Origin of the sequence: Aquidulcibacter paucihalophilus (assembly GCA_030285985.1) — a bacterium.
GTDB lineage: Bacteria > Pseudomonadota > Alphaproteobacteria > Caulobacterales > Caulobacteraceae > Brevundimonas.
In genome coordinates, this window is sequence record CP127384.1 from 2995029 (window position 1) to 3012585 (window position 17557).

The following is a 17557-nucleotide window of genomic DNA, read 5'->3' on the forward strand; positions in this document are numbered from 1 at the left end:
CCCGTTTCCGGACCGCCCCGATCATTTCAGTTCAGGCCGAAGCCTGGGTCTTAGAAGGCCACCCGAAGGGTCGCCGAGATCGTGCGCGGAGCGCCGACCGAGGCGAAGGGCTGGCTGAAGCCAGGGGCGCCGGGGGTCGCCGACGCGCGGGTGCCGAGGTTGGCGTAGTACTGCTCGTCGAAGATGTTGTCGGCGTTCACCTGGATGAAGGTGCCTTCGTAGCCGAAGGCAGCCATGTCGAGGCGGATGTTGGCGTCAACCGTGGTGAAGGCGTCAGCGGACATGTCATTGACGTCGGTCACCCAGCGCTCGCCGGTGTATTTCGCCTGGAGGCCAGCCTCCAGATACTCGGTGAACTGGTAGTTGATGCGAGCCGAGGCCATCCATTCCGGCGTCTCGACCAGCTCCTTGCCCTTGGTGAGCACGATCTGCGGAATGCCACCGACGGTGTTGTTCACGTAGTCGTCCTGCACTTCCGAGTTCAGCCAGGTCGCCGAGGCGTACAGGCTGAGGGCTTCGATCGGCGACCAGCCGATGGAGCCTTCAGCGCCGATGCGCTCGACCGAACCAACGTTACGGTCAACGAACTGACCCAGGTCGTCATCGAAGGAGCTGACGATGCGGTTCTCTTCGTTGTTGGCGAACACCGAGACGGTGCCGACCAGGTTCGGGACCGAGTAGCGGTAGCCGAGGTCGAAGTTCTGGGCCGATTCAGGCTGGACGGTCGGGTTGCCGACCGTGCCATCGGCGAACCGGCGGACGCCGTAGAGGCTGTCCGTGCGCGGGGCCGAGAGCGTTTCCGCATAGTTGGCATAGACCGAGTGGCCTTCGCCCCAGCGATAGGTGGCACCGACGTTCGGGAGGATGTCCTCATACTCCACCGTCCGCGAGTACGGAGCGATGTACTGCGTGGTGCTGCCGGCGAACACGACGTTGCCGCCGGTGCCCGGAACGACGGTCGGGGTTTCGGTGGTGCAGCGGACGTTCGACGAGGCGTTCTGGGTGAAGCAGAACTGGTTCAGTTCACGGGTGAAGAACGGTGCACGGACGCCGATGTTCAGGGTCAGGGCGTCGTCCATGAACTGGCCGCGGTATTCGAGCGAGAACTGGTTCAGCTCGGCGATCGACAGGCGGTTACGCGAGGTCAGGTCGTAACCATCCAGGTTGACGACGCGGTTGGCTTCGTCATTGCGGCCGCCGAACCAGTCGACGAAGCGCGGGTCGGACGGGTTCGAGAAGTTGACGCGGCCGTACAGGCCCGTCTGGCGGTGACGACCGTAGTCGAACGCATAGGCGGCGCGAATGCGGTTGTTGTCGTCCAGATCCCAGATCAGCGAGGTGTTCAGACCATAGCGATGGGTGTTGGTGTTGGACGGCGTCATGACACGGACGCGGTCCAGGGTGTCGCCGTCGCCGTTCAGGTCGACGCCGCCGGTGGCCGAGGTGCCGCGGATCAGGCGATCCGTTTCCGACAGGACTGCCTGCTGCGTGCCGCCGTTGGCCAGGGTGTACTGGAACGACGGGTCAACCGTCAGCACCAGGCTGTCCGACAGGGTCAAACGCGATTGGCCGCGGATGCTGCCCGTGTTGGACGGGTTGACGCGCAGACCCCAGTAGTTGGTGCCGTTCGCGTCGTTGTCAGCCACGCCGTTGCGGAAGGTCGGGGCGATGTAGGTCGTGTCGAAATCGACGTCCCAGCCACGCGGGTCGGTTTCGACCTGCGGCAGGATCGAGCCGGTCGAGGTGCCGAGGTTCGGGCCGAGGTAGTTGTTGTTGCGGTTCTCGTTCCAGTTACCCGACAGCGACAGGAAGTCGCCGTTGTCGCCGAGCGGCTGATAGATGCGGGCGTTGAACTGCGTCTTCTGCAGGTCGCCGAAGCCCTTGAACTTGTCATAGTCCGTCTTCGAGACGGCGAACCAGGCCGAGGTGCCCAGCGGGCCGAACGTGCCGGTGTCCATCAGGAACATGTAGCGGCGATAGTTGAAGTCGCCGTACGAGAACTGGCCCCAGCCGCCGAAGTCGGCAGCGGGGCGGCGCGTGATGTAGTTGATGGTACCGCCGGTGGCTGCGGCGGTCGGGCTGTCGACGTCGGTCGAACCGGTGTTGACCGAGGCGCGCTCGATCAGCTCCGGGTCCAGCTGCTGGTTGGTGTAGGTGGCGTAGTTGCCGGTGTCGTTCAGCGGAATGCCGTCGAACGTCAGCGAGACGCGGTTACCGTCGAAGCCGCGGAGACGGATGTTACCGCCCGACGAGCCGTAGGAGTCGGTGTTGGTGAAGCTGAGGCCGGGCGTCAGGTTCAGGGTCTGCAGGATCGTCTGACCCGGGGTCTGGGTCGCGATGAACTCTTGCGTGATGGTGTTGCGGGTCTTGGCGACCGTCTCGGAGACGGCCAGGCCATCGACGTTACGCGGGCCGGTTGCGCCCGTGACCACGACTTCGTCGAGTTCGGTGGCTTCCGTGCCCGAAGACTGGGCCGAAGCGGCGCCGGCGACCAGAAGGCCGCTGAAGAGGGCGGTCGTCGCCCAGAACACGCGTTTGCGGTTCGTCATTGTCATCTATCCCCGATGAAGAAGGGCGCGTGCGCCCGGCAACCGGCGGCAGCCGGCTAATCTCCCGCCCCCTCTAGGCGTGCCATCAGAAAGTGGGACGACATTCGTGTGACAGTGATATGACAGCCGCCGTCGGTGGCGTCAGAGACACACCCGGGCAAACCGGAAGCTGTGGATGATTCCGGGGGCGGTCTCACTCACGTCGGACCGGTCGCTATTTCGTCCGGGGCCGGACGGAGCTGGGCCCGGCGTGGACTATTCGCCCCAGACCGCGCGCAGGCGCGCTGCCCGGCCGCAGAAACGGCTGTAGCCGGCGTACCGCACCGGGTTCAGGCGGGCGAAATCCTGGTGGTAAGCCTCCGCGGGCCAGAAGCGCGCCGCATCACGGACCGGAGTCACGAATCGGGCGGCCCCTATCCGGGCAGCCGCCGCACGACGCGACGCCTCGGCGGCGGGCTTCTGGGCCGCGCTGGCGAACACGGCGGTCGCATAGGATGCCCCCTGGTCGCAGAACTGGCCATCGGGGTCGGTGGGATCGATGGTCAGCCAGAACCGGTCGACAAGCTGGCGATAGGTGATCCGGGTCGGATCAAAGGTGACCTGGACCGCCTCAAGGTGGCCGGTGCCGCCCTGGACGACCTGCTCATAGGTGGGATTGGCGGCGCGGCCGCCGGCAAAGCCGGACACTGCCGTCACCACACCCGGAATCCGCTCGAAATTGGCCTCGACGGACCAGAAGCAGCCGCCCGCGAAAACGGCGACCTCGCGCCGGCCGCTGTCCCGCGCCTGCGGGCTGGACGGCGCGCTCTCGGCGGGAGCACCCGGCGAGCAGGCGGCGAGGGCAAGAATAACGAGGCTGCAGATGGCGCGGCGGGACATGGGGCGGGACATGAGGGCGGCAACTCCGGCGGCGCGACGGGGTCCGCGCCATGACCGACATACGATGGTCGCGCCCCAACGGTTTCAGATCAAGCGGACAAAGCAAAACCGCCGCCCCCCTTTCGGGAGGCGGCGGCTCTGTGTTGCTGGCCTTCGGCCTTCCGGGTTTAGCGGAAGTTGATGCCGATGGTGGCGCGACGGTTGAGCGGCTCACGCACGCCGTCGGCGGTGGCGCGGGCCAGGGCGGTTTCGCCCTTGCCGTCCAGCGAGATCACGCCGCCGTTGACGCCCTGGGCGACCAGGGCATCAGCCACGGTGCGCGAACGGCGGTTCGACAGGCCGACGTTGTACGCCGCGGAACCCGAGGTGTCGGCGTGACCGACGACCAGGATGCGCGTCGGACGACCCGACTTGGCGTAGTTGGCGGCTTGCGTCACCACCGACGAGGCTTCGGCCGTCAGGTCCGAACGATCCCAGTCGAAATACACCACGAACTCACGCGCGGCCGGAACCGGAGGCGGCGGGGGCGGGGGAGGCGGCGGGGGCGGCGGGGGCGGGGGCGGCGGGGGCGGCGGGGGCGGGGGAGGCGGCACATAGTCCGGCTCGTCCGCACCGAACGCATAGCGCAGGCCCAGCGTCAGGGTGTGGCTGTTGTCATAACGGCCCGCGAGCGGACCGATAGCCGACGGGGCCGACGACACGAAGGTCGCGGTCTCGAAGTTCGACATCAGATAGCGATAGGTCAGGTCCAGATGGGCCCGGTCGCTGATCGCGAAGGCCAGACCGGCAATGGCTTGCGCCGCCAGTTCGGTCGAGCTGTCGTCAGCGCCGACGCCCACGCCGCGCAGGGTGGTCGAGCCACCCAGCGTGCCGAGGAACTCGGTGTTGACCCGGTTCATGCCGGCGCCCAGACCGATGAACGGACGCAGGGCATCGCCCTCGCTGCCGAAATCATAGATCACATTCATCATCAGCGACGCGGCGCTGATCTCGCCGTCCGGCCCGACGCAGGGGCTGGCAACGGGACCGATGGCGCAGACGCCCGACGGAAGGCCAGCGCTCGGGCTGGTGATCGTCTCGATGTCGTTCGAGCGATAGCCGCCCTCGAGCTCGACACGCCAGTTCTGGTCGAACCGGTAGCCCAGACGGGCGAAGGCCGCCCAATCGTCCTGGGCTTCAAAGTCGAACTGGCGACCCGTGGTCTGCGACCGCGACTCGATGGTGTCGATCGTGTGGTAGCCCGCATCAATCGCGCCGTACCAGCCGTTCGGCTCGGCGTTGGCAACGCCGGCGGACAGGGCGAGAGCCCCGACAGCGCTGGTGGCCAGAATGAAAGTCTTAACGCGCATGGGTGGATGCCCTCCGCAGCCCAAGTGAATCTGTGACGGCGTAGTAGCCGCCGCTAAGGTGTCATAACAGCCCAGCTGGCCCAGGTCGAGACGGGCGAATGCGAAGGATGGCGAGCGTGGCTGATGGGCTACAGGAGCCCGCCGCAAGCCCCGTTTTGCGCGAATTCCTGGCCAACGCATCTCCTTGCGGGAGAGGAAGTCGCCAGAACGGGTCTGGTGAGCCCGCTAGCCGCCGCCGGTTCGTCCCGTCGCCTTGCCCGTTCCCTCGCATACCGGGCAGGTTTCGCCGGTGGTCGTCGTACCTCCGCCCTGGCATTCCGGGCACAGGACCGCGTCGAGGCCCTGCAGCTGGGCCGGATCCGTGGGGCGGGACCGGGTCAGGTCGCGATCATCGATCTCATGCTCTTTCATACCGGGACCAACGGTCAGGGCGCGCGCAGGTTTCACGGCGGCTGGTTTCAGGTGACAGCGACCGGGCCTCGCTTTAGGAGCCTGCTCATCATGGACGAGACCGAACGGCAATCCGAGGATCGCGGCTGGGACACGGCGAAGACGCTCGCCGAGGCCCTGCCCTATATCCAGATCTATGACCGCAAGACGGTGGTCATCAAATACGGCGGCCACGCCATGGGCGAGAGCGCCGTGGCCAAACAGTTCGCCGCCGATGTGGTGCTGTTGAAGCTGATGGGCGTCAATCCGGTCGTGGTCCACGGCGGCGGACCGCAGATCAGCGCCATGCTGGACAAGGCCGGGGTGAAGTCCGCCTTCGTCGACGGACTGAGGGTCACGGACGCGGACACCATGCAGGTGGCCGAAATGGTCCTGTCCGGCGCGGTCAACAAGGAGATCGCCCACTGGATCACCATGGCCGGCCGCGAGGCGGACGTCCGGGGCGTCGGCCTGTCGGGCAAGGACGCGGGCCTGCTGACCGTCGAGAAAACCAAACGCACCAAGCGCGACCCCGACAGCATGATCGAGCATGAGGTCGACCTCGGCTTCGTCGGCGAGCCGACCCGGGTCGATCCCAAACTGATCAAGCGGCTGCTGGAATCGGACGCCGACTGGGTGCCGGTCATCGCCCCCATCGGCGTGACCGAGGAGGGCCAGACCTTCAACGTCAATGCCGACACCGTGGCCGGGGCCGTCGCCGGGTCCCTGGGCGCCAAACGCATGCTGCTGCTGACCGACGTGCCCGGCGTCAAGGGCGCGGACGGCGAGATCATCCGTCAGATGACCGTCGACGAGGCATCGAGGCTGATCGCGGACGGCGTCGCCACCGGCGGCATGATTCCCAAGCTGCAGACCGCCATCGCGGCGGTGCGTGACGGGGTCGAGGCCGTTGTCATTCTCGATGGCCGCCGCCCCCACGCCATGCTGGTCGAGCTGTTCACCGAACACGGCGCCGGCACCCTGGTGAAGGCGTCTTGATCGACCTGTCGCACGTCTCCGCCTGGGTGTTCGACATGGACGACACCCTTTACCCGCGCGAGCAGGGGCTGATGCAGCTGGTCCAGGCGCGGATCAACGCCTACGTCGTCGAGGCGGTCGGTCTGGATTCCGCCTCCGCGCGGGTGCTGCAGCGCCAGTTTCTGGATGAGCACGGCACCACCCTGGCGGGCCTGATGGCCAACTACACCATCGATCCCGAGCATTTCCTGCACGATGTCCACGACGTGCCGATGGACGGACTGGAGCCGAACCCGCGCCTGGCCGAACAGCTGATGCGCCTGCCCGGCCGCCGCTTCGTCTTCACCAACGGCGCGCGGGAGTATGCCGGTCGGGTTCTGGACCGCCTCGGGGTCGCCGGCTGTTTCGACGGCGTCTTTGCCATCGAGGACGCTGACCTGACGCCCAAGCCGGCCCCGTCGACCTTCCGCCATGTCATTGAACGCTTCGGCTTCGAGCCGCGGCTGGCCGCCTTCTTCGAGGATACGCCGCGCAATCTGGAGCCGGCCAAGGCCCTCGGCATGACCACCGTCCTGATCGGCGACGGCCACGGCAAGCCGCTCGGCGACCACATCGACCACATCGCCCCCGATCTTCTGGATTTCCTGACCGACCTGACCTTCAAGGACGCCGCCGCATGACCGACCTCGCTCATCTGGAAGCCATCGTCGAAGCCGCCTGGGAAGACCGCGCCAATGTCTCGGCCGCCACCCACGGCGAGGTCCGCAAGGCCGTCGACCAGGCACTGGCGCTGCTCGATTCGGGCCAGGCGCGAGTGGCCTCGCGCGGGACCGACGGCGTCTGGACCACGCATCAGTGGCTGAAGAAGGCGGTCCTGCTGTCCTTCCGGCTCAACGACAATGAGATCATGCGCGGCGGCGACCGTGGCCCCGCCAGCCACGCGCCCGGGGTCGGCCCCTGGTGGGACAAGGTCCCCAACAAATTCGGCGACTGGACCGCGGCCCATTATCAGGAGGCGGGCTTCCGCTCCGTGCCCGGCTCGATCGTGCGGCGCGGGGCCTTCATCGGCCGCAACGTCGTGCTGATGCCCAGCTTCGTGAACATCGGCGCCTTCGTGGACGAAGGCTCCATGGTCGACGCCTGGGCCACGGTCGGCTCCTGCGCCCAGATCGGCAAGAACGTCCACCTGTCCGGCGGGGCCGGCATCGGCGGGGTGCTCGAGCCGCTGCAGGCCAATCCGACCATCATCGAGGACGGCTGTTTCATCGGTGCCCGCGCCGAGGTGGCCGAGGGCGTCATCGTCCGCGAGGGCGCCGTCCTGGCCATGGGCGTCTATCTGTCCGGCTCGACCAAGATCATCGACCGCGCCACCGGCGAGGTCTTCCGCGGCGAGGTGCCCGCGTACTCCGTCGTCGTACCCGGCAGCCTGCCCGACCCGAACGGCGGGCCGTCGCTGTACTGCGCGGTGATCGTCAAACGGGTGGACGCCCAGACCCGGGCCAAGACGGGTGTGAACGAGTTGCTGCGGGACTAGGCAACCATTTCAACCGGCGGCAAGGTGCGATCATGTCTGATCGTCTCGCCAATGCCTTCGACTTTCGCGGTCGTCTGAGCTTCGTCGGTCGTCAGCGGCTGGAACGCAAGCTGTTGCTCATCGCCATGCCCGGCGTTGTCGGCCCGATATTTCTGCTCATGATCGGCGCGCCCCGTGCGGTTGCGGCAGCGGCCGCCTTGCTCCTTGTCCCGGCCCTTATCGGCCTCGTCGCGGCCAATGTGCGCCGACTGCATGACGTCGGACGCCACGCGCATCGCGTTCATCTGAAGCGATGGTTCTGGCTCCTGATCATCAGCACGCCGGTCGGGGTCGCACTCACATTTCCCGATCTGCCCGAGCCGGCCCGGTGGGACCTCGCGGGAGTCTCGGGCGTCGCGTTGCTCGCAAGCCTCTTTATTCGCGACCTGACCTGGACGGAGTGGCACCGGGGGGACCCCGGCCCCAATCGCTTCGGCCCCGCGCCCGAATAGGCGTCAGTTCGCCGCCGACAGCCGCACCAGTTTCCCGTTCGTCTCGTCGGTGACGACCCAGACCGCGCCGTCGGCCGCAACCGCCACGTCGCGGACCCGTTCGCCCAGGTCGGTCAGCAGCCGCTCCTCGCCGACGATGCGGCCGCCCTCGACCACCAGCCGGGCGATGTGCTTGTCCTTCAGGATGGCGACCAGCAGATTGCCGCGCCAGCCGGGGAACATGGTCCCGTCGTAGACGGTCATGCCGCCGGGGGCGATCGACGGGTCCCAGTAGTAGGCGGGCTGTTCGGTGCCCTCGCGGGCCGTGATCCCCGCATTGATCGGGGCACCGCGATACTCGATCCCATAGGCCACGTCGGGCCAGCCGTAGTTCAGACCGGCCCGGTCCAGATTGATCTCGTCGCCACCGCGCGTGCCGTGCTCGACGGTCCAGACGTCGCCGTTCGCAGCGATGGCCACCCCCTGCACATTGCGGTGACCCGACGACCAGATCTCCGGCAGGGCGCCGGCGCGGCCGACGAACGGGTTGTCGGACGGGATCGAGCCGTCGGCATTGATGCGAATGGTCTTGCCCATGTGCGAGGCAAGATCCTGGGCCTGGGGCCGCATCGGCGCGTCGGACCGTTCGCCGAGGGTGATGAACAGCTTGCCGTCGGACGCGAACGCCAGGGACGAGCCATAGTGCAGCCGGCCCGCATAGGTCGGGGTGGCGCGGAAGATCACCGCAACGCTCTCGACCCGCGTCCCGTCGTCCGACAGGCGACCGCGCGCCACGGCGGTGCCGTTGCCGCCTTCACGCGGTTCGGCATAGCTCCAGTAGATCATCCGGTCCTGGCCGAAGCTCGGGCCGGTCACGACGTCCAGCAGGCCGCCCTGCCCCTGGGGGTCCACGGCGGGCAGGCCGGCGACCGGCTCGCTGATCGCGCCCTCGGCGGTGATGATGCGCAGCCGGCCGGGCCGCTCGGTGACCAGCCAGCGGCCGTCGGGCAGAAGCGCGAGACCCCACGGCTCCTCCAGCCCCGAGGCCACCACCGTATGGGCCAGGGTGATTTCGGTGCGCACGCCCGGGGCACGGGTCTGGCCGGCAAAGGCGGGCTGCTGGTCCGGCGCATTGGCCGCACGGGTCTCGACCGGATCCCCGGGCCGGGCCGCGTCCTGTCCGTTGGCACCACAGGCGGCGGCCAGGGTCACGGCGGAGACAGTGGCGGCGAGGGCGAGCAGGCGCATGGGAAACCCCTTGAATCGGACGGGCCGGAAACGGTCGCCGCAGCCTAGCCGTTCCGTCCCGGCCGCGTCACCTGTGTGCGACGCATGGCCCCGGCCCGACACTCGCATGAAGGCGGCTTGAATCCGCCACCGCCTCCCTCTATAGGCACCGCTCTTCCGGCGGACAGACCAGTTCCCGCCGGGACTCGAGTGATCGGGGCTGGGTAGCTCAGCTGGTTAGAGCGGTGGATTCATAACCCACAGGTCGGCGGTTCGAGCCCGCCTCCAGCCACCATCGCCGCAACCCGTCACCCTCCCCCGCGTTAACCGCCAAGGTTCAACGCTGATCGGGGATATCCCATGCGCATCCAGTCCATCACCCTCGCCGCCCTCGCCGCCCTGGCCCTGGGCGCCGCCGCCTGCACGCCCGCCGAACAGCAGGAAGTCGAGACGAACGCCGAGGTGGCGGGCGACCGGGCCGGAGAAGTCGCGGCCCAGGCCGGCGAAGTGATCGAGTCCGGCGCCATGAAGGCCGCGCGGGCGGTCGAGGGCGGCGCGGGCGACGTCGCCGCGCGGCTCGAGGAAAATCAGGCCGAGGCTGCTGCCGAGGGCCGGCCCGGCGCGGTCGATCCGGACACGGACGAGCGCGTACCCGCCAACTAGGCCATCAGCGCATCAGGCAGCCGGCTCCGCCAGCAGCGCGTCAATCAGGGCGCGCGCCTCGGGGCTGGCCCAGTCGGCCTCGCCGGAGAAGGACGCGCGGATGCGGCCCTTGCGGTCCAGCAGCACGGTCTGGGGCATCTTGCCCTCGCCCGGCAGTTCGAACGGCAGCTGGAATTTCATGTCGCTGTAGAGCGGCAGGGGTTCGTGCACGTCGATGAAGCTGCGCGCGTCGGCCAGGCCGTCGGGCGTGGCGTCGACATTGATCGGCAGGACCATCAGCTCGCTGTCGGGATAGGCTTCGTCCAGACGGGCGAGGGTGGGCATCTCGGTGCGGCAGGGCGCGCACCACATGGCCCAGAGGTTCACCACCACCACCTTGCCGCGGAATTGGGCGAAGGTGACGTCGGCGCCGTCGCGGTTCTTGAAGACATAGGCCGGGGCCATCGGCGTGGCCTTGGGCGTCTCCAGCCGGGTCAGGGAGCCGGTGGCGAAACGGGCCAGTTCGCTCTTCGCCGCGGGTTCCGGCGTTGCGGCTTTGAAGAAGGCGTCGCGATTGGCGTATAGCAGGCCCGCGCCCACGATCATGCCGACCGCCAGCGCGCCCGCGATCGCTATCCCCGCCGTCTTCGAGCCCTTCATGACCAAGCCTTCCCCCACGCCAGCGCCAGTTAAGCCTTCTCCGAACGCGGAAGGTCAAGACATGTGGGGCGGGCGGTTCTCGGCGCGACCGGCCGACATCATGCAGGCGATCAACGTCTCGATCGGCGTGGACCGGCGTCTGTGGGCCCAGGACCTGGCCGGCTCGCGGGCCCATTGCCGCATGCTGGCGACGCAGAAAATCATCACCGCCGCCGACGCCGACGCCATTCTGGGCGGGCTGGACGCGATCGAGGCCGAGATCCGCGACGGGACCTTCCCGTTCCGCGACCAGTTCGAGGACATCCACATGAATGTGGAAGCCCGGCTGGCTGAGCTCATCGGCGAGCCCTCGGGCCGGCTGCACACGGCGCGCAGCCGCAACGATCAGGTCGCCACCGATTTCCGCCTCTGGGTCCGCGCCGCCTGCGACGCCGCCGTCGAACAGCTGAAGGGGCTGCAAGGCGCCCTGCTGGTCCGCGCCGATCAGCACGCCGGCGATCTGATGCCCGGCTTCACGCATCTGCAGCCGGCCCAGCCGGTGACCTTCGGCCACCATCTGATGGCCTATGTCGAGATGTTCGGCCGCGACGCCGCCCGGTTCGCCGATGCCCGGGCACGGATGAACGAGAATCCGCTGGGTGCCGCCGCCCTGGCCGGATCGCCCTTCCCCATCGACCGCCACATGACGGCGGCCGAGCTGGGCTTCGACCGGCCGATGGGCAATTCGCTGGATGCCGTCTCGGACCGCGACTTTGCGCTGGAAAGCCTCGCCGCCGCCTCGATCTGCGCCGGCCACCTGTCGCGGCTGGCCGAGGAGATCGTCATCTGGATGACGCCGCAGTTCGGCTTCGTCACCCTGCCCGACGACCTGACCACCGGCAGCTCGATCATGCCGCAGAAGCGCAATCCCGACGCCGCCGAACTGGTCCGGGCCAAGACGGGCCGGATCATGGGCTCGCTGGTGGCCCTGTCGACGGTGATGAAGGGGCTGCCGCTGGCCTATTCCAAGGATATGCAGGAGGACAAGCCGCCGGTATTCGAGGCCTTCGACGCCCTGACCCTCGCCCTGGGGGCCATGACGGCCATGGTCTCGGCCCTGCAGCCGAACACGGAGCGGATGCGCGCCGCCGCCGGTTCGGGCTTCTCGACCGCCACCGACCTGGCCGACTGGCTGGTGCGCGAGCTGAACCTGCCGTTCCGCAAGGCGCACCATGTCACGGGGGCGGCGGTGAAGCGGGCCGAGGCCCTGGGCGTGGATTTGTCGCAACTGCCGCTGGCTGAACTGCAATCGCTTGAGGCGGGCGTGACGGAAGCGGTTTACAAGGTGCTCACCCCTGAGGCCTCTTGCGCCAGCCGCCAGAGCTTCGGGGGCACGGCGCCGGAACAGGTCCGCGCGCGCATTGCCGAGTGGAAGACGCGTCTCGCGTAAGGGGATTGGGATGAAGAAGATCGTTGTCGCGGGCATCGCCGCCCTGATCGCCGTCTCCGCCGCCGGTTGCGGCCGGATGGCCGACCTCGACGCCCCGCCGGCCAGGCAGACCGAGCGCGGCATGCGCGACGAGCGGGCCCGCAGCCTGCCCGAGCCCGCGACCGTCAATCGTCCGGCCAGCCAGGTTCCGATCGACGGCGGCCCCAGCTCGAGCCCCTATGGCGGCTCGGGCGCCAACCCCGGCTAGGGTTTCCTTGCACCATTTCGACCGGATCGACGGCGCGCTTCAGGCCGAAGGCGTGCCGCTGGAAGCGCTCGCCGACGCCGTCGGCACGCCCGCCTATGTCTATTCGACCGCGACCCTGACGCGGCATTACGGCCTGCTGGCCGACGCCATCGCGACCCATCGGGCGGCGCTGGGCAACGCCCTGATCGCCTTCGCGGTGAAGGCCAATTCCAATCTGTCGGTGCTGGCCACGCTCGCCCGGCTCGGCTGCGGTGCCGATACGGTGTCCGAGGGCGAGATCCGGCGGGCGCTGAAGGCCGGCATTCCGGCGGACCGCATCGTCTTCTCCGGCGTGGGCAAGACCGACGCCGAACTGGCCTTCGCCATCGAGACCGGTGTGCGCCAGATCAATGTCGAGAGCGCGGTCGAGCTGGACCGGCTGATCGCGGCGGCGGCGTCGAAGGGCGCGCGGCCGGAGATCGCCATCCGTGTGAACCCGTCCGTGGGCGCCGGCGGCCATGCGCGGATCACCACCGGCGGGGCGACGGACAAATTCGGCGTGCCGGCGGACGAGGCCCACGCCCTCTACGCCCGCGCCAGCCTGTCGCCCCATGTCACGCCGGTCGGCCTCGCCTGCCACATCGGCAGCCAGATCACCTCGCTGAAGCCGCTGGAAGCCGCCTTCCGGGCGCTGCGGACCATGACGCTGGAGCTTCGCGCGGCCGGACGGTCAGTGTCGCGGCTCGACCTCGGCGGCGGATTGGGCGTGCCCTATCACGGCCAGTCGGACCTGCCCTCGATCGAGGCCTATGTCACCATGGCCGCCCGCGTGCTGGACGGTCTGGAGGTCGAGGCGGCGTTCGAGCCCGGCCGTCTGCTGGCCGCCAACGCCGGGGTCCTGCTGAGCCGGGTGATCCAGGTCAACGAACGCGGCGACGGGCGGCGGTTCCTGGTGCTGGACGCCGGCATGAACGACCTGATGCGCCCCGCCCTCTACGACGCCTTCCACGATCTGGTCCCGGTCCGCCCGCGCGCGGGCGAACCGCGCCTCTACGACCTCGTCGGCCCGATCTGCGAATCCACCGACATTTTCGCCCGCGACCGCCTTCTGCCGCCGATGCAGGCCGGCGATCTGGTCGCCTTCATGGGGGCGGGAGCCTACGGAGCGGTGCTGGCCAGCGAGTACAACAGCCGGCCTCTGGTGCCGGAGGTGCTGGTGGACGGTGAGCGGTGGGCCGTGGTCAGGGCGCGGCCGACGTATGACGAGATGCTGGCGCGGGAGCCGCGGGCGGAGTGGCTGGTGGGGTGATTGGTGGTTGGTGATTGGTGATTGCGGCTTCACTGGCTGAAAAAGGGCGGCTCAGGCCGCGCCCCGGCTCGACGGGCAGCCAGCCACCAATCACCAACCACCAATCACCTAGTCCAGCGCACACACATCCGGCAGGCCGCGCAGCGCCCCGGCGTGATCCAGCCCGTAGCCCACCAGGAACCGGTTCGGGGCCTCCCAGCCGACGAAGTCGGGCTCAGGCGCGCGCGGCAGGGGCCAGGGCTTTTTGGCGAAGACCACAGTCAGGACCTCCGCGGCCCCCTTCGACTTCGCGATCCGCACGGCCTCGGCCAGCGACAGCCCCGTGTCGAAGACATCGTCGACGATCAGCACCCGGCGGCCCTCGATCGAGCGCTGGAAATCCGCATAGACGTCGATCCGGCCCCGGCTGGTCTGTTCATCGCCATACGACGCGAGCCACAGGGCGTCGAAGCGGACGTTACGGCCGATCCGTGACAGGGCGCGGGTCAGGTCGGCGGCGAACCACAGGCCGCCGGTCAGCAGCACAGCCGCCACGGTTTCGTCGTCGATCACCGGGGCGATCTGGGCCGCGAGGTCGGCGACGATGCGCTGAACCTCGGCTTCGGAAAGCAGGACGGTGGGTTTGACGACGTCTTGGGGGGGAGTGTCAGCCATGCGAGGCGGATACCGCCTCTTACCCGTGGGTGTCCACCACCGGCACGGCGTCGATCGGATGCATGTCCATCGGCACCGGCGCACCCGGCGACAGGGCGGGGCGCAGGCCGCCGTCAGCGGGCGCGGCCGGGGCAGGGCCATGCGGGGCTTCCGCATGAGCCGGCGCGGGCGCGGCGGGGGGCCGGCGGGTATCGGCATGGGGCGCGGGTGCGTGCGGCGCGGCGGCGCGGCTCGGGGCCTCATCCAGCACGAAGGCGACGCCGACGCCCTGACCACGGGCACCCGGATCGGGAATCACGGCGGCGAAGCCCTGGACCTTGCCGGGCAGGACCGGCGCGGCGTCGATGCGAATGACGGCATGGCCGATCTCGGCACCGTGGGCGTCCAGCAGGGCGACACGCACAGGCGGGGCGATACGTTCGTTGTCGCGGACATTCCTCAGCGCGCCGGAGACGATCACCTTGCCGGGGTCATTGGGCAGGGGTTTGGCGCTGACGGCCTCGAAATCCAGTCCGGTCGGGTTCACGGTCAGGCCGATGGCGGCATAGGCGGCGGCGGCGCGGGGGGCGATCTCGACCACCTCCACGCGGAACAACCAGGCCGAGGCCAGCAGGGCGGCGAAGCCGGACGCGATTCCGGCCCACACCACCCCGTGCGCCGCGGCGCGGCGCAGGCGGCGCTGCTGTTCGGCGCGGGCGCGGAAGGCCTTGGGCAGTTCGGGTGCCGGCGTCTCGGCCAGTGATTCGGATTCAGGCTCGTCACGAGGGGCGAAGCTGGCCGCCTCCGCCGGTGGCGAGGACTGGGACAGCTCCAGCGGCTCGTCCAGGGTCGCGCGCCAGGTGTGGCGGCACGACTTGCAGCGCACGGTCCGGCCGGCGACCCCGATCGCTTCATCAGGGGTGAAATAGCTGGTGGCGCAGGACGGGCAGGTCAGTATCATGTGCGCTGACTGCGAGGCTCTTCGCCCCCTCCCGTCGCGGCCTGGCCGCGTCCTGACCCGAAATTCATGCCCGTCCAGCCCCGCCGCGCTTACCAATCCGACGCCGCATCCGAGACCGTCCGCCTCTCTGGCGTGGGTTTCGGCTATGCAGCGACGCACCGCGCGCTGCGGGACGTTAATCTCACCTTGCCAGCCGGCTCTTTCCACTTCCTTACCGGCGCGTCCGGGGCGGGGAAGTCGACCTTGCTGAAATTGCTGACCCTGGCCGAGCAACCGACCGTGGGAACCCTGCATCTGTTCGGCGAGGACGCCACCGCGGCACCGCGCCACGCCCTGCCCGCCTTCCGTCGCCGCATGGGGGTGGTGTTCCAGGACTTCCGGCTGCTGGACCACCTGTCCGCCTTCGACAATGTCGCCCTGCCCCTGCGGCTGACCGGCCGGAAGCAGGCCGACTACGCGGGCGATGTCGAGGAGATGCTGGACTGGGTCGGGCTCGGGGACCGGATGGATGACGCCCCGCCCGCCTTCTCGGGTGGCGAGAAACAGCGGCTGGCCATCGCCCGCGCCGTGGTCACCAAACCCGACCTGATCCTCGCCGACGAACCGACCGGCAGTGTCGATGCGAAGATGGCCGAGCGGCTGCTCAAACTGTTCCAGTCGCTGAACCGGCTGGGCACCACGGTGCTGATCGCCAGCCATGATGAGGCGCTGGCCAAACGCTCGGGCGCGACCGTGCTGCGGCTCGAAGGCGGCCGGCTGACCGGAGGCGCAGCATGATCCGCCGCCTGTTCAACACCCGCCCGTCGCTGCTGTCGCGCGACGCGGGCGGTGAGGCCTGGCTGGCCGGCCTGATTGCCGTGCTCTGTTTCCTCGCCTGTCTGTCGGCGGTCGGGGCCGTCTCGGCCGACCGGGCCGCCCACGGCTGGGCGCGCCAGCTTCGGGCCGAGGCCACGGTCCAGGTGCGGCCGCGCGTGGGTGAAACCGGGGCCGAGGCCGCCGCCCGCGCCGCCCAGACCCTCGCCGGGGTCGAGGGTGTCGAAGAGGCCGCGGCCATGGACCGCGAGACCGCCGAGGCCCTGCTGCGCCCCTGGATCGGCGACGCCGTCCTGCCCGACCTGCCCATCCCCTATCTGGTCACCGTCCGGCTCGACCCGGCCGCCCCCGCCAGCGCCGTCACCCTCGGCCGGGCCATGGCGGAGGCCGGGATCGACGCCACCGTCGACGACCACAGCCTGTGGCGCGGCGAGGTCGAGCGATCGGCGGGACTGATCACGCTTCTGGCCGCCGCCGCCTTCCTGCTGACCGCGGGCGCGGCCGGCGCCGCCGTCGCCTATGCCACGCGGGCAGGCATGGCAGCCCAGTCCGGCGTGATCAGCACCCTGAGCCTGAACGGCGCCTCCGACAGCACGGTCGCCGGCCTGTTCCAGGTTCGCTACGGCCTGCTGGCCGCCGGCGCCGGCGCGATCGGTGCCGTCGTCGCCATGCTGCTGGTCGCGGGCCTGCGTTTTCTGGGCGGTGCCGAGGGCGTGACCCCCGCCCTGCCGCTGGCCTGGAGCGACCTGCTGATTCTCTCGCCATGTCCGCTGCTCGCGGCTACGGTGGCGCTTGTGGCGGCGCGATTCACCGCTCTGGCGCGGCTGAAGCGGGGTCACTAGGTTAAGCGCATGAAGTTTCTGACCTTCATCGCCATTCTGGTGCTGATCTGGACGATCGGCCTGTTCGCCTTCGCCGAGCGCGTGCGCGGCTTCACGCCTGCGCCCGAGCCGGCGCGCGCCGACGCCATCGTGGCCCTGACCGGCCCCTCGGCCGAGCGGGTCAACGCCGCGATCCGCCTGCTGGAGCAGGACAAGGGCCAGCGAGTGCTGATCTCCGGCGTCAACCGCGAGGTCCGCCGCCAGGAGTTGCGCGCCCTGACCCCCGGCTCCAACCGCCTGTTCAACTGCTGCGTCGACCTGGGCTTCGAGGCCGAGGACACCATCGGCAATGCCCAGGAGATCGCGGCCTGGGCTCACGCCAAGGGCTATGACAGCCTGATCGTGGTGACCTCGGACTATCACATGCCGCGGGCCCTGACCGAGATCCGCGCCGCCGCGCCTGGGATCGAACTGACTCCCTATGCGGTCGAGACGCCGTCGCTGGACAATTCCCGCTGGTGGAAGGCCGCCGTCACGGCCCGGCGGATGACGCTGGAATACATGAAATATCTCGCCGCCCTGGCCCGGGCCACGGTCGGCGGCGGTCGCGCCGACACCGCTGACGCCCCCGCAGAACAGGCCGCCTGA

Annotated in this window: 19 protein-coding genes and 1 tRNA gene; 12 read left to right on the forward strand and 8 right to left on the reverse strand. The window is 69.1% G+C overall.

The features are described from left to right. Positions 1-50: 50 nt before the first annotated feature. The 4 genes from KB221_14820 to KB221_14835 all read right to left on the reverse strand — a co-directional run bounded on the left by KB221_14820 (position 51) and on the right by KB221_14835 (position 5224). Positions 51-2549 (reverse strand): TonB-dependent receptor, encoded by a 2499-nt coding sequence (locus KB221_14820; protein WIY69326.1) that lies wholly within the window; start codon positions 2547-2549, stop codon positions 51-53. Between the two features lie 255 nt (positions 2550-2804). Further along, positions 2805-3440: a peptide-methionine (S)-S-oxide reductase MsrA gene (gene msrA, locus KB221_14825; protein ID WIY69327.1), complete on the reverse strand. Its 636-nt coding sequence runs from the start codon at positions 3438-3440 to the stop codon at positions 2805-2807. A gap of 155 nt (positions 3441-3595) precedes the next feature. Beyond that, the gene (locus KB221_14830; protein WIY69328.1) at positions 3596-4777 is read right to left on the reverse strand and encodes an outer membrane beta-barrel protein; all 1182 of its coding nucleotides are present in this window, start codon (positions 4775-4777) and stop codon (positions 3596-3598) included. A gap of 225 nt (positions 4778-5002) precedes the next feature. Beyond that, positions 5003-5224, reverse strand: coding sequence for a hypothetical protein (locus KB221_14835; protein WIY69329.1), 222 nt, complete (start codon positions 5222-5224; stop codon positions 5003-5005). Between the two features lie 54 nt (positions 5225-5278). Here KB221_14835 and argB point away from each other — a divergent pair, with 54 nt between their 5' ends. From argB to KB221_14855, 4 genes are read left to right on the forward strand one after another with little or no spacing between them, the layout of a single operon-like run. Next, positions 5279-6205 carry an acetylglutamate kinase gene (gene argB / locus KB221_14840; protein ID WIY69330.1) on the forward strand — a complete coding sequence of 309 codons (927 nt, stop codon included), beginning with the start codon at positions 5279-5281 and terminating at the stop codon, positions 6203-6205. Continuing rightward, positions 6202-6864, forward strand: a complete 663-nt coding sequence (locus KB221_14845; GenBank protein WIY69331.1) for a pyrimidine 5'-nucleotidase — start codon at positions 6202-6204, stop codon at positions 6862-6864. Before argB ends, KB221_14845 begins: the two co-directional genes overlap by 4 nt. After that, on the forward strand, positions 6861-7718 hold the full coding sequence (dapD, locus tag KB221_14850) for a 2,3,4,5-tetrahydropyridine-2,6-dicarboxylate N-succinyltransferase (GenBank protein WIY69332.1): 858 nt from the start codon (positions 6861-6863) through the stop codon (positions 7716-7718). The genes KB221_14845 and dapD overlap by 4 nt, the downstream gene beginning before the upstream one ends. A gap of 32 nt (positions 7719-7750) precedes the next feature. Then, positions 7751-8209 carry a DUF805 domain-containing protein gene (locus KB221_14855; GenBank protein WIY69333.1) on the forward strand — a complete coding sequence of 153 codons (459 nt, stop codon included), beginning with the start codon at positions 7751-7753 and terminating at the stop codon, positions 8207-8209. Between the two features lie 3 nt (positions 8210-8212). On the opposite strand, the gene KB221_14860 is transcribed toward KB221_14855, so the two are convergent. Then, positions 8213-9436, reverse strand: a complete 1224-nt coding sequence (locus KB221_14860; protein WIY69334.1) for a PQQ-dependent sugar dehydrogenase — start codon at positions 9434-9436, stop codon at positions 8213-8215. Between the two features lie 197 nt (positions 9437-9633). Between KB221_14860 and KB221_14865 the strand changes: the two genes are divergently transcribed. Both KB221_14865 and KB221_14870 read left to right on the forward strand, forming a co-directional pair. Next, positions 9634-9710, forward strand: a tRNA-Met gene (locus KB221_14865). A gap of 65 nt (positions 9711-9775) precedes the next feature. Then, the gene (locus tag KB221_14870; GenBank protein ID WIY69335.1) at positions 9776-10078 is read left to right on the forward strand and encodes a hypothetical protein; all 303 of its coding nucleotides are present in this window, start codon (positions 9776-9778) and stop codon (positions 10076-10078) included. 12 nt (positions 10079-10090) lie between these two features. Here KB221_14870 and KB221_14875 read toward each other — a convergent pair whose 3' ends face one another. Further along, positions 10091-10717, reverse strand: a complete 627-nt coding sequence (locus KB221_14875; GenBank protein WIY69336.1) for a TlpA disulfide reductase family protein — start codon at positions 10715-10717, stop codon at positions 10091-10093. Between the two features lie 61 nt (positions 10718-10778). On the opposite strand from KB221_14875, the gene argH reads away from it, so the two are divergent. Genes argH through lysA form a run of 3 tightly spaced genes read left to right on the forward strand, consistent with a single transcriptional unit; the run spans position 10779 to position 13681 of the window. Next, the gene (gene argH, locus KB221_14880; GenBank protein ID WIY69337.1) at positions 10779-12146 is read left to right on the forward strand and encodes an argininosuccinate lyase; all 1368 of its coding nucleotides are present in this window, start codon (positions 10779-10781) and stop codon (positions 12144-12146) included. Positions 12147-12156: 10 nt separating this feature from the next. After that, positions 12157-12393, forward strand: a complete 237-nt coding sequence (locus KB221_14885; protein WIY69338.1) for a hypothetical protein — start codon at positions 12157-12159, stop codon at positions 12391-12393. Positions 12394-12400: 7 nt separating this feature from the next. Continuing rightward, complete coding sequence (lysA, locus tag KB221_14890) at positions 12401-13681, forward strand: diaminopimelate decarboxylase (protein ID WIY69339.1); 1281 nt, start codon at positions 12401-12403, stop codon at positions 13679-13681. Between the two features lie 108 nt (positions 13682-13789). On the opposite strand, the gene KB221_14895 is transcribed toward lysA, so the two are convergent. Both KB221_14895 and KB221_14900 read right to left on the reverse strand, forming a co-directional pair. Beyond that, on the reverse strand, positions 13790-14335 hold the full coding sequence (locus tag KB221_14895; protein ID WIY69340.1) for a phosphoribosyltransferase family protein: 546 nt from the start codon (positions 14333-14335) through the stop codon (positions 13790-13792). 19 nt (positions 14336-14354) lie between these two features. Further along, a complete protein-coding gene (locus KB221_14900; GenBank protein ID WIY69341.1) occupies positions 14355-15275 on the reverse strand; it encodes a zinc-ribbon domain-containing protein in 921 nt (306 codons plus the stop codon). Between the two features lie 66 nt (positions 15276-15341). On the opposite strand from KB221_14900, the gene KB221_14905 reads away from it, so the two are divergent. The 3 genes from KB221_14905 to KB221_14915 are packed head-to-tail and all read left to right on the forward strand — an operon-like array spanning position 15342 to position 17557. Continuing rightward, complete coding sequence (locus tag KB221_14905; GenBank protein WIY69342.1) at positions 15342-16052, forward strand: ATP-binding cassette domain-containing protein; 711 nt, start codon at positions 15342-15344, stop codon at positions 16050-16052. After that, positions 16049-16930 carry an ABC transporter permease gene (locus tag KB221_14910; GenBank protein WIY69343.1) on the forward strand — a complete coding sequence of 294 codons (882 nt, stop codon included), beginning with the start codon at positions 16049-16051 and terminating at the stop codon, positions 16928-16930. Before KB221_14905 ends, KB221_14910 begins: the two co-directional genes overlap by 4 nt. Before the next feature lie 9 nt (positions 16931-16939). Beyond that, entirely contained in the window at positions 16940-17557 is a 618-nt protein-coding gene (locus tag KB221_14915; GenBank protein WIY69344.1) for a YdcF family protein, read from the forward strand.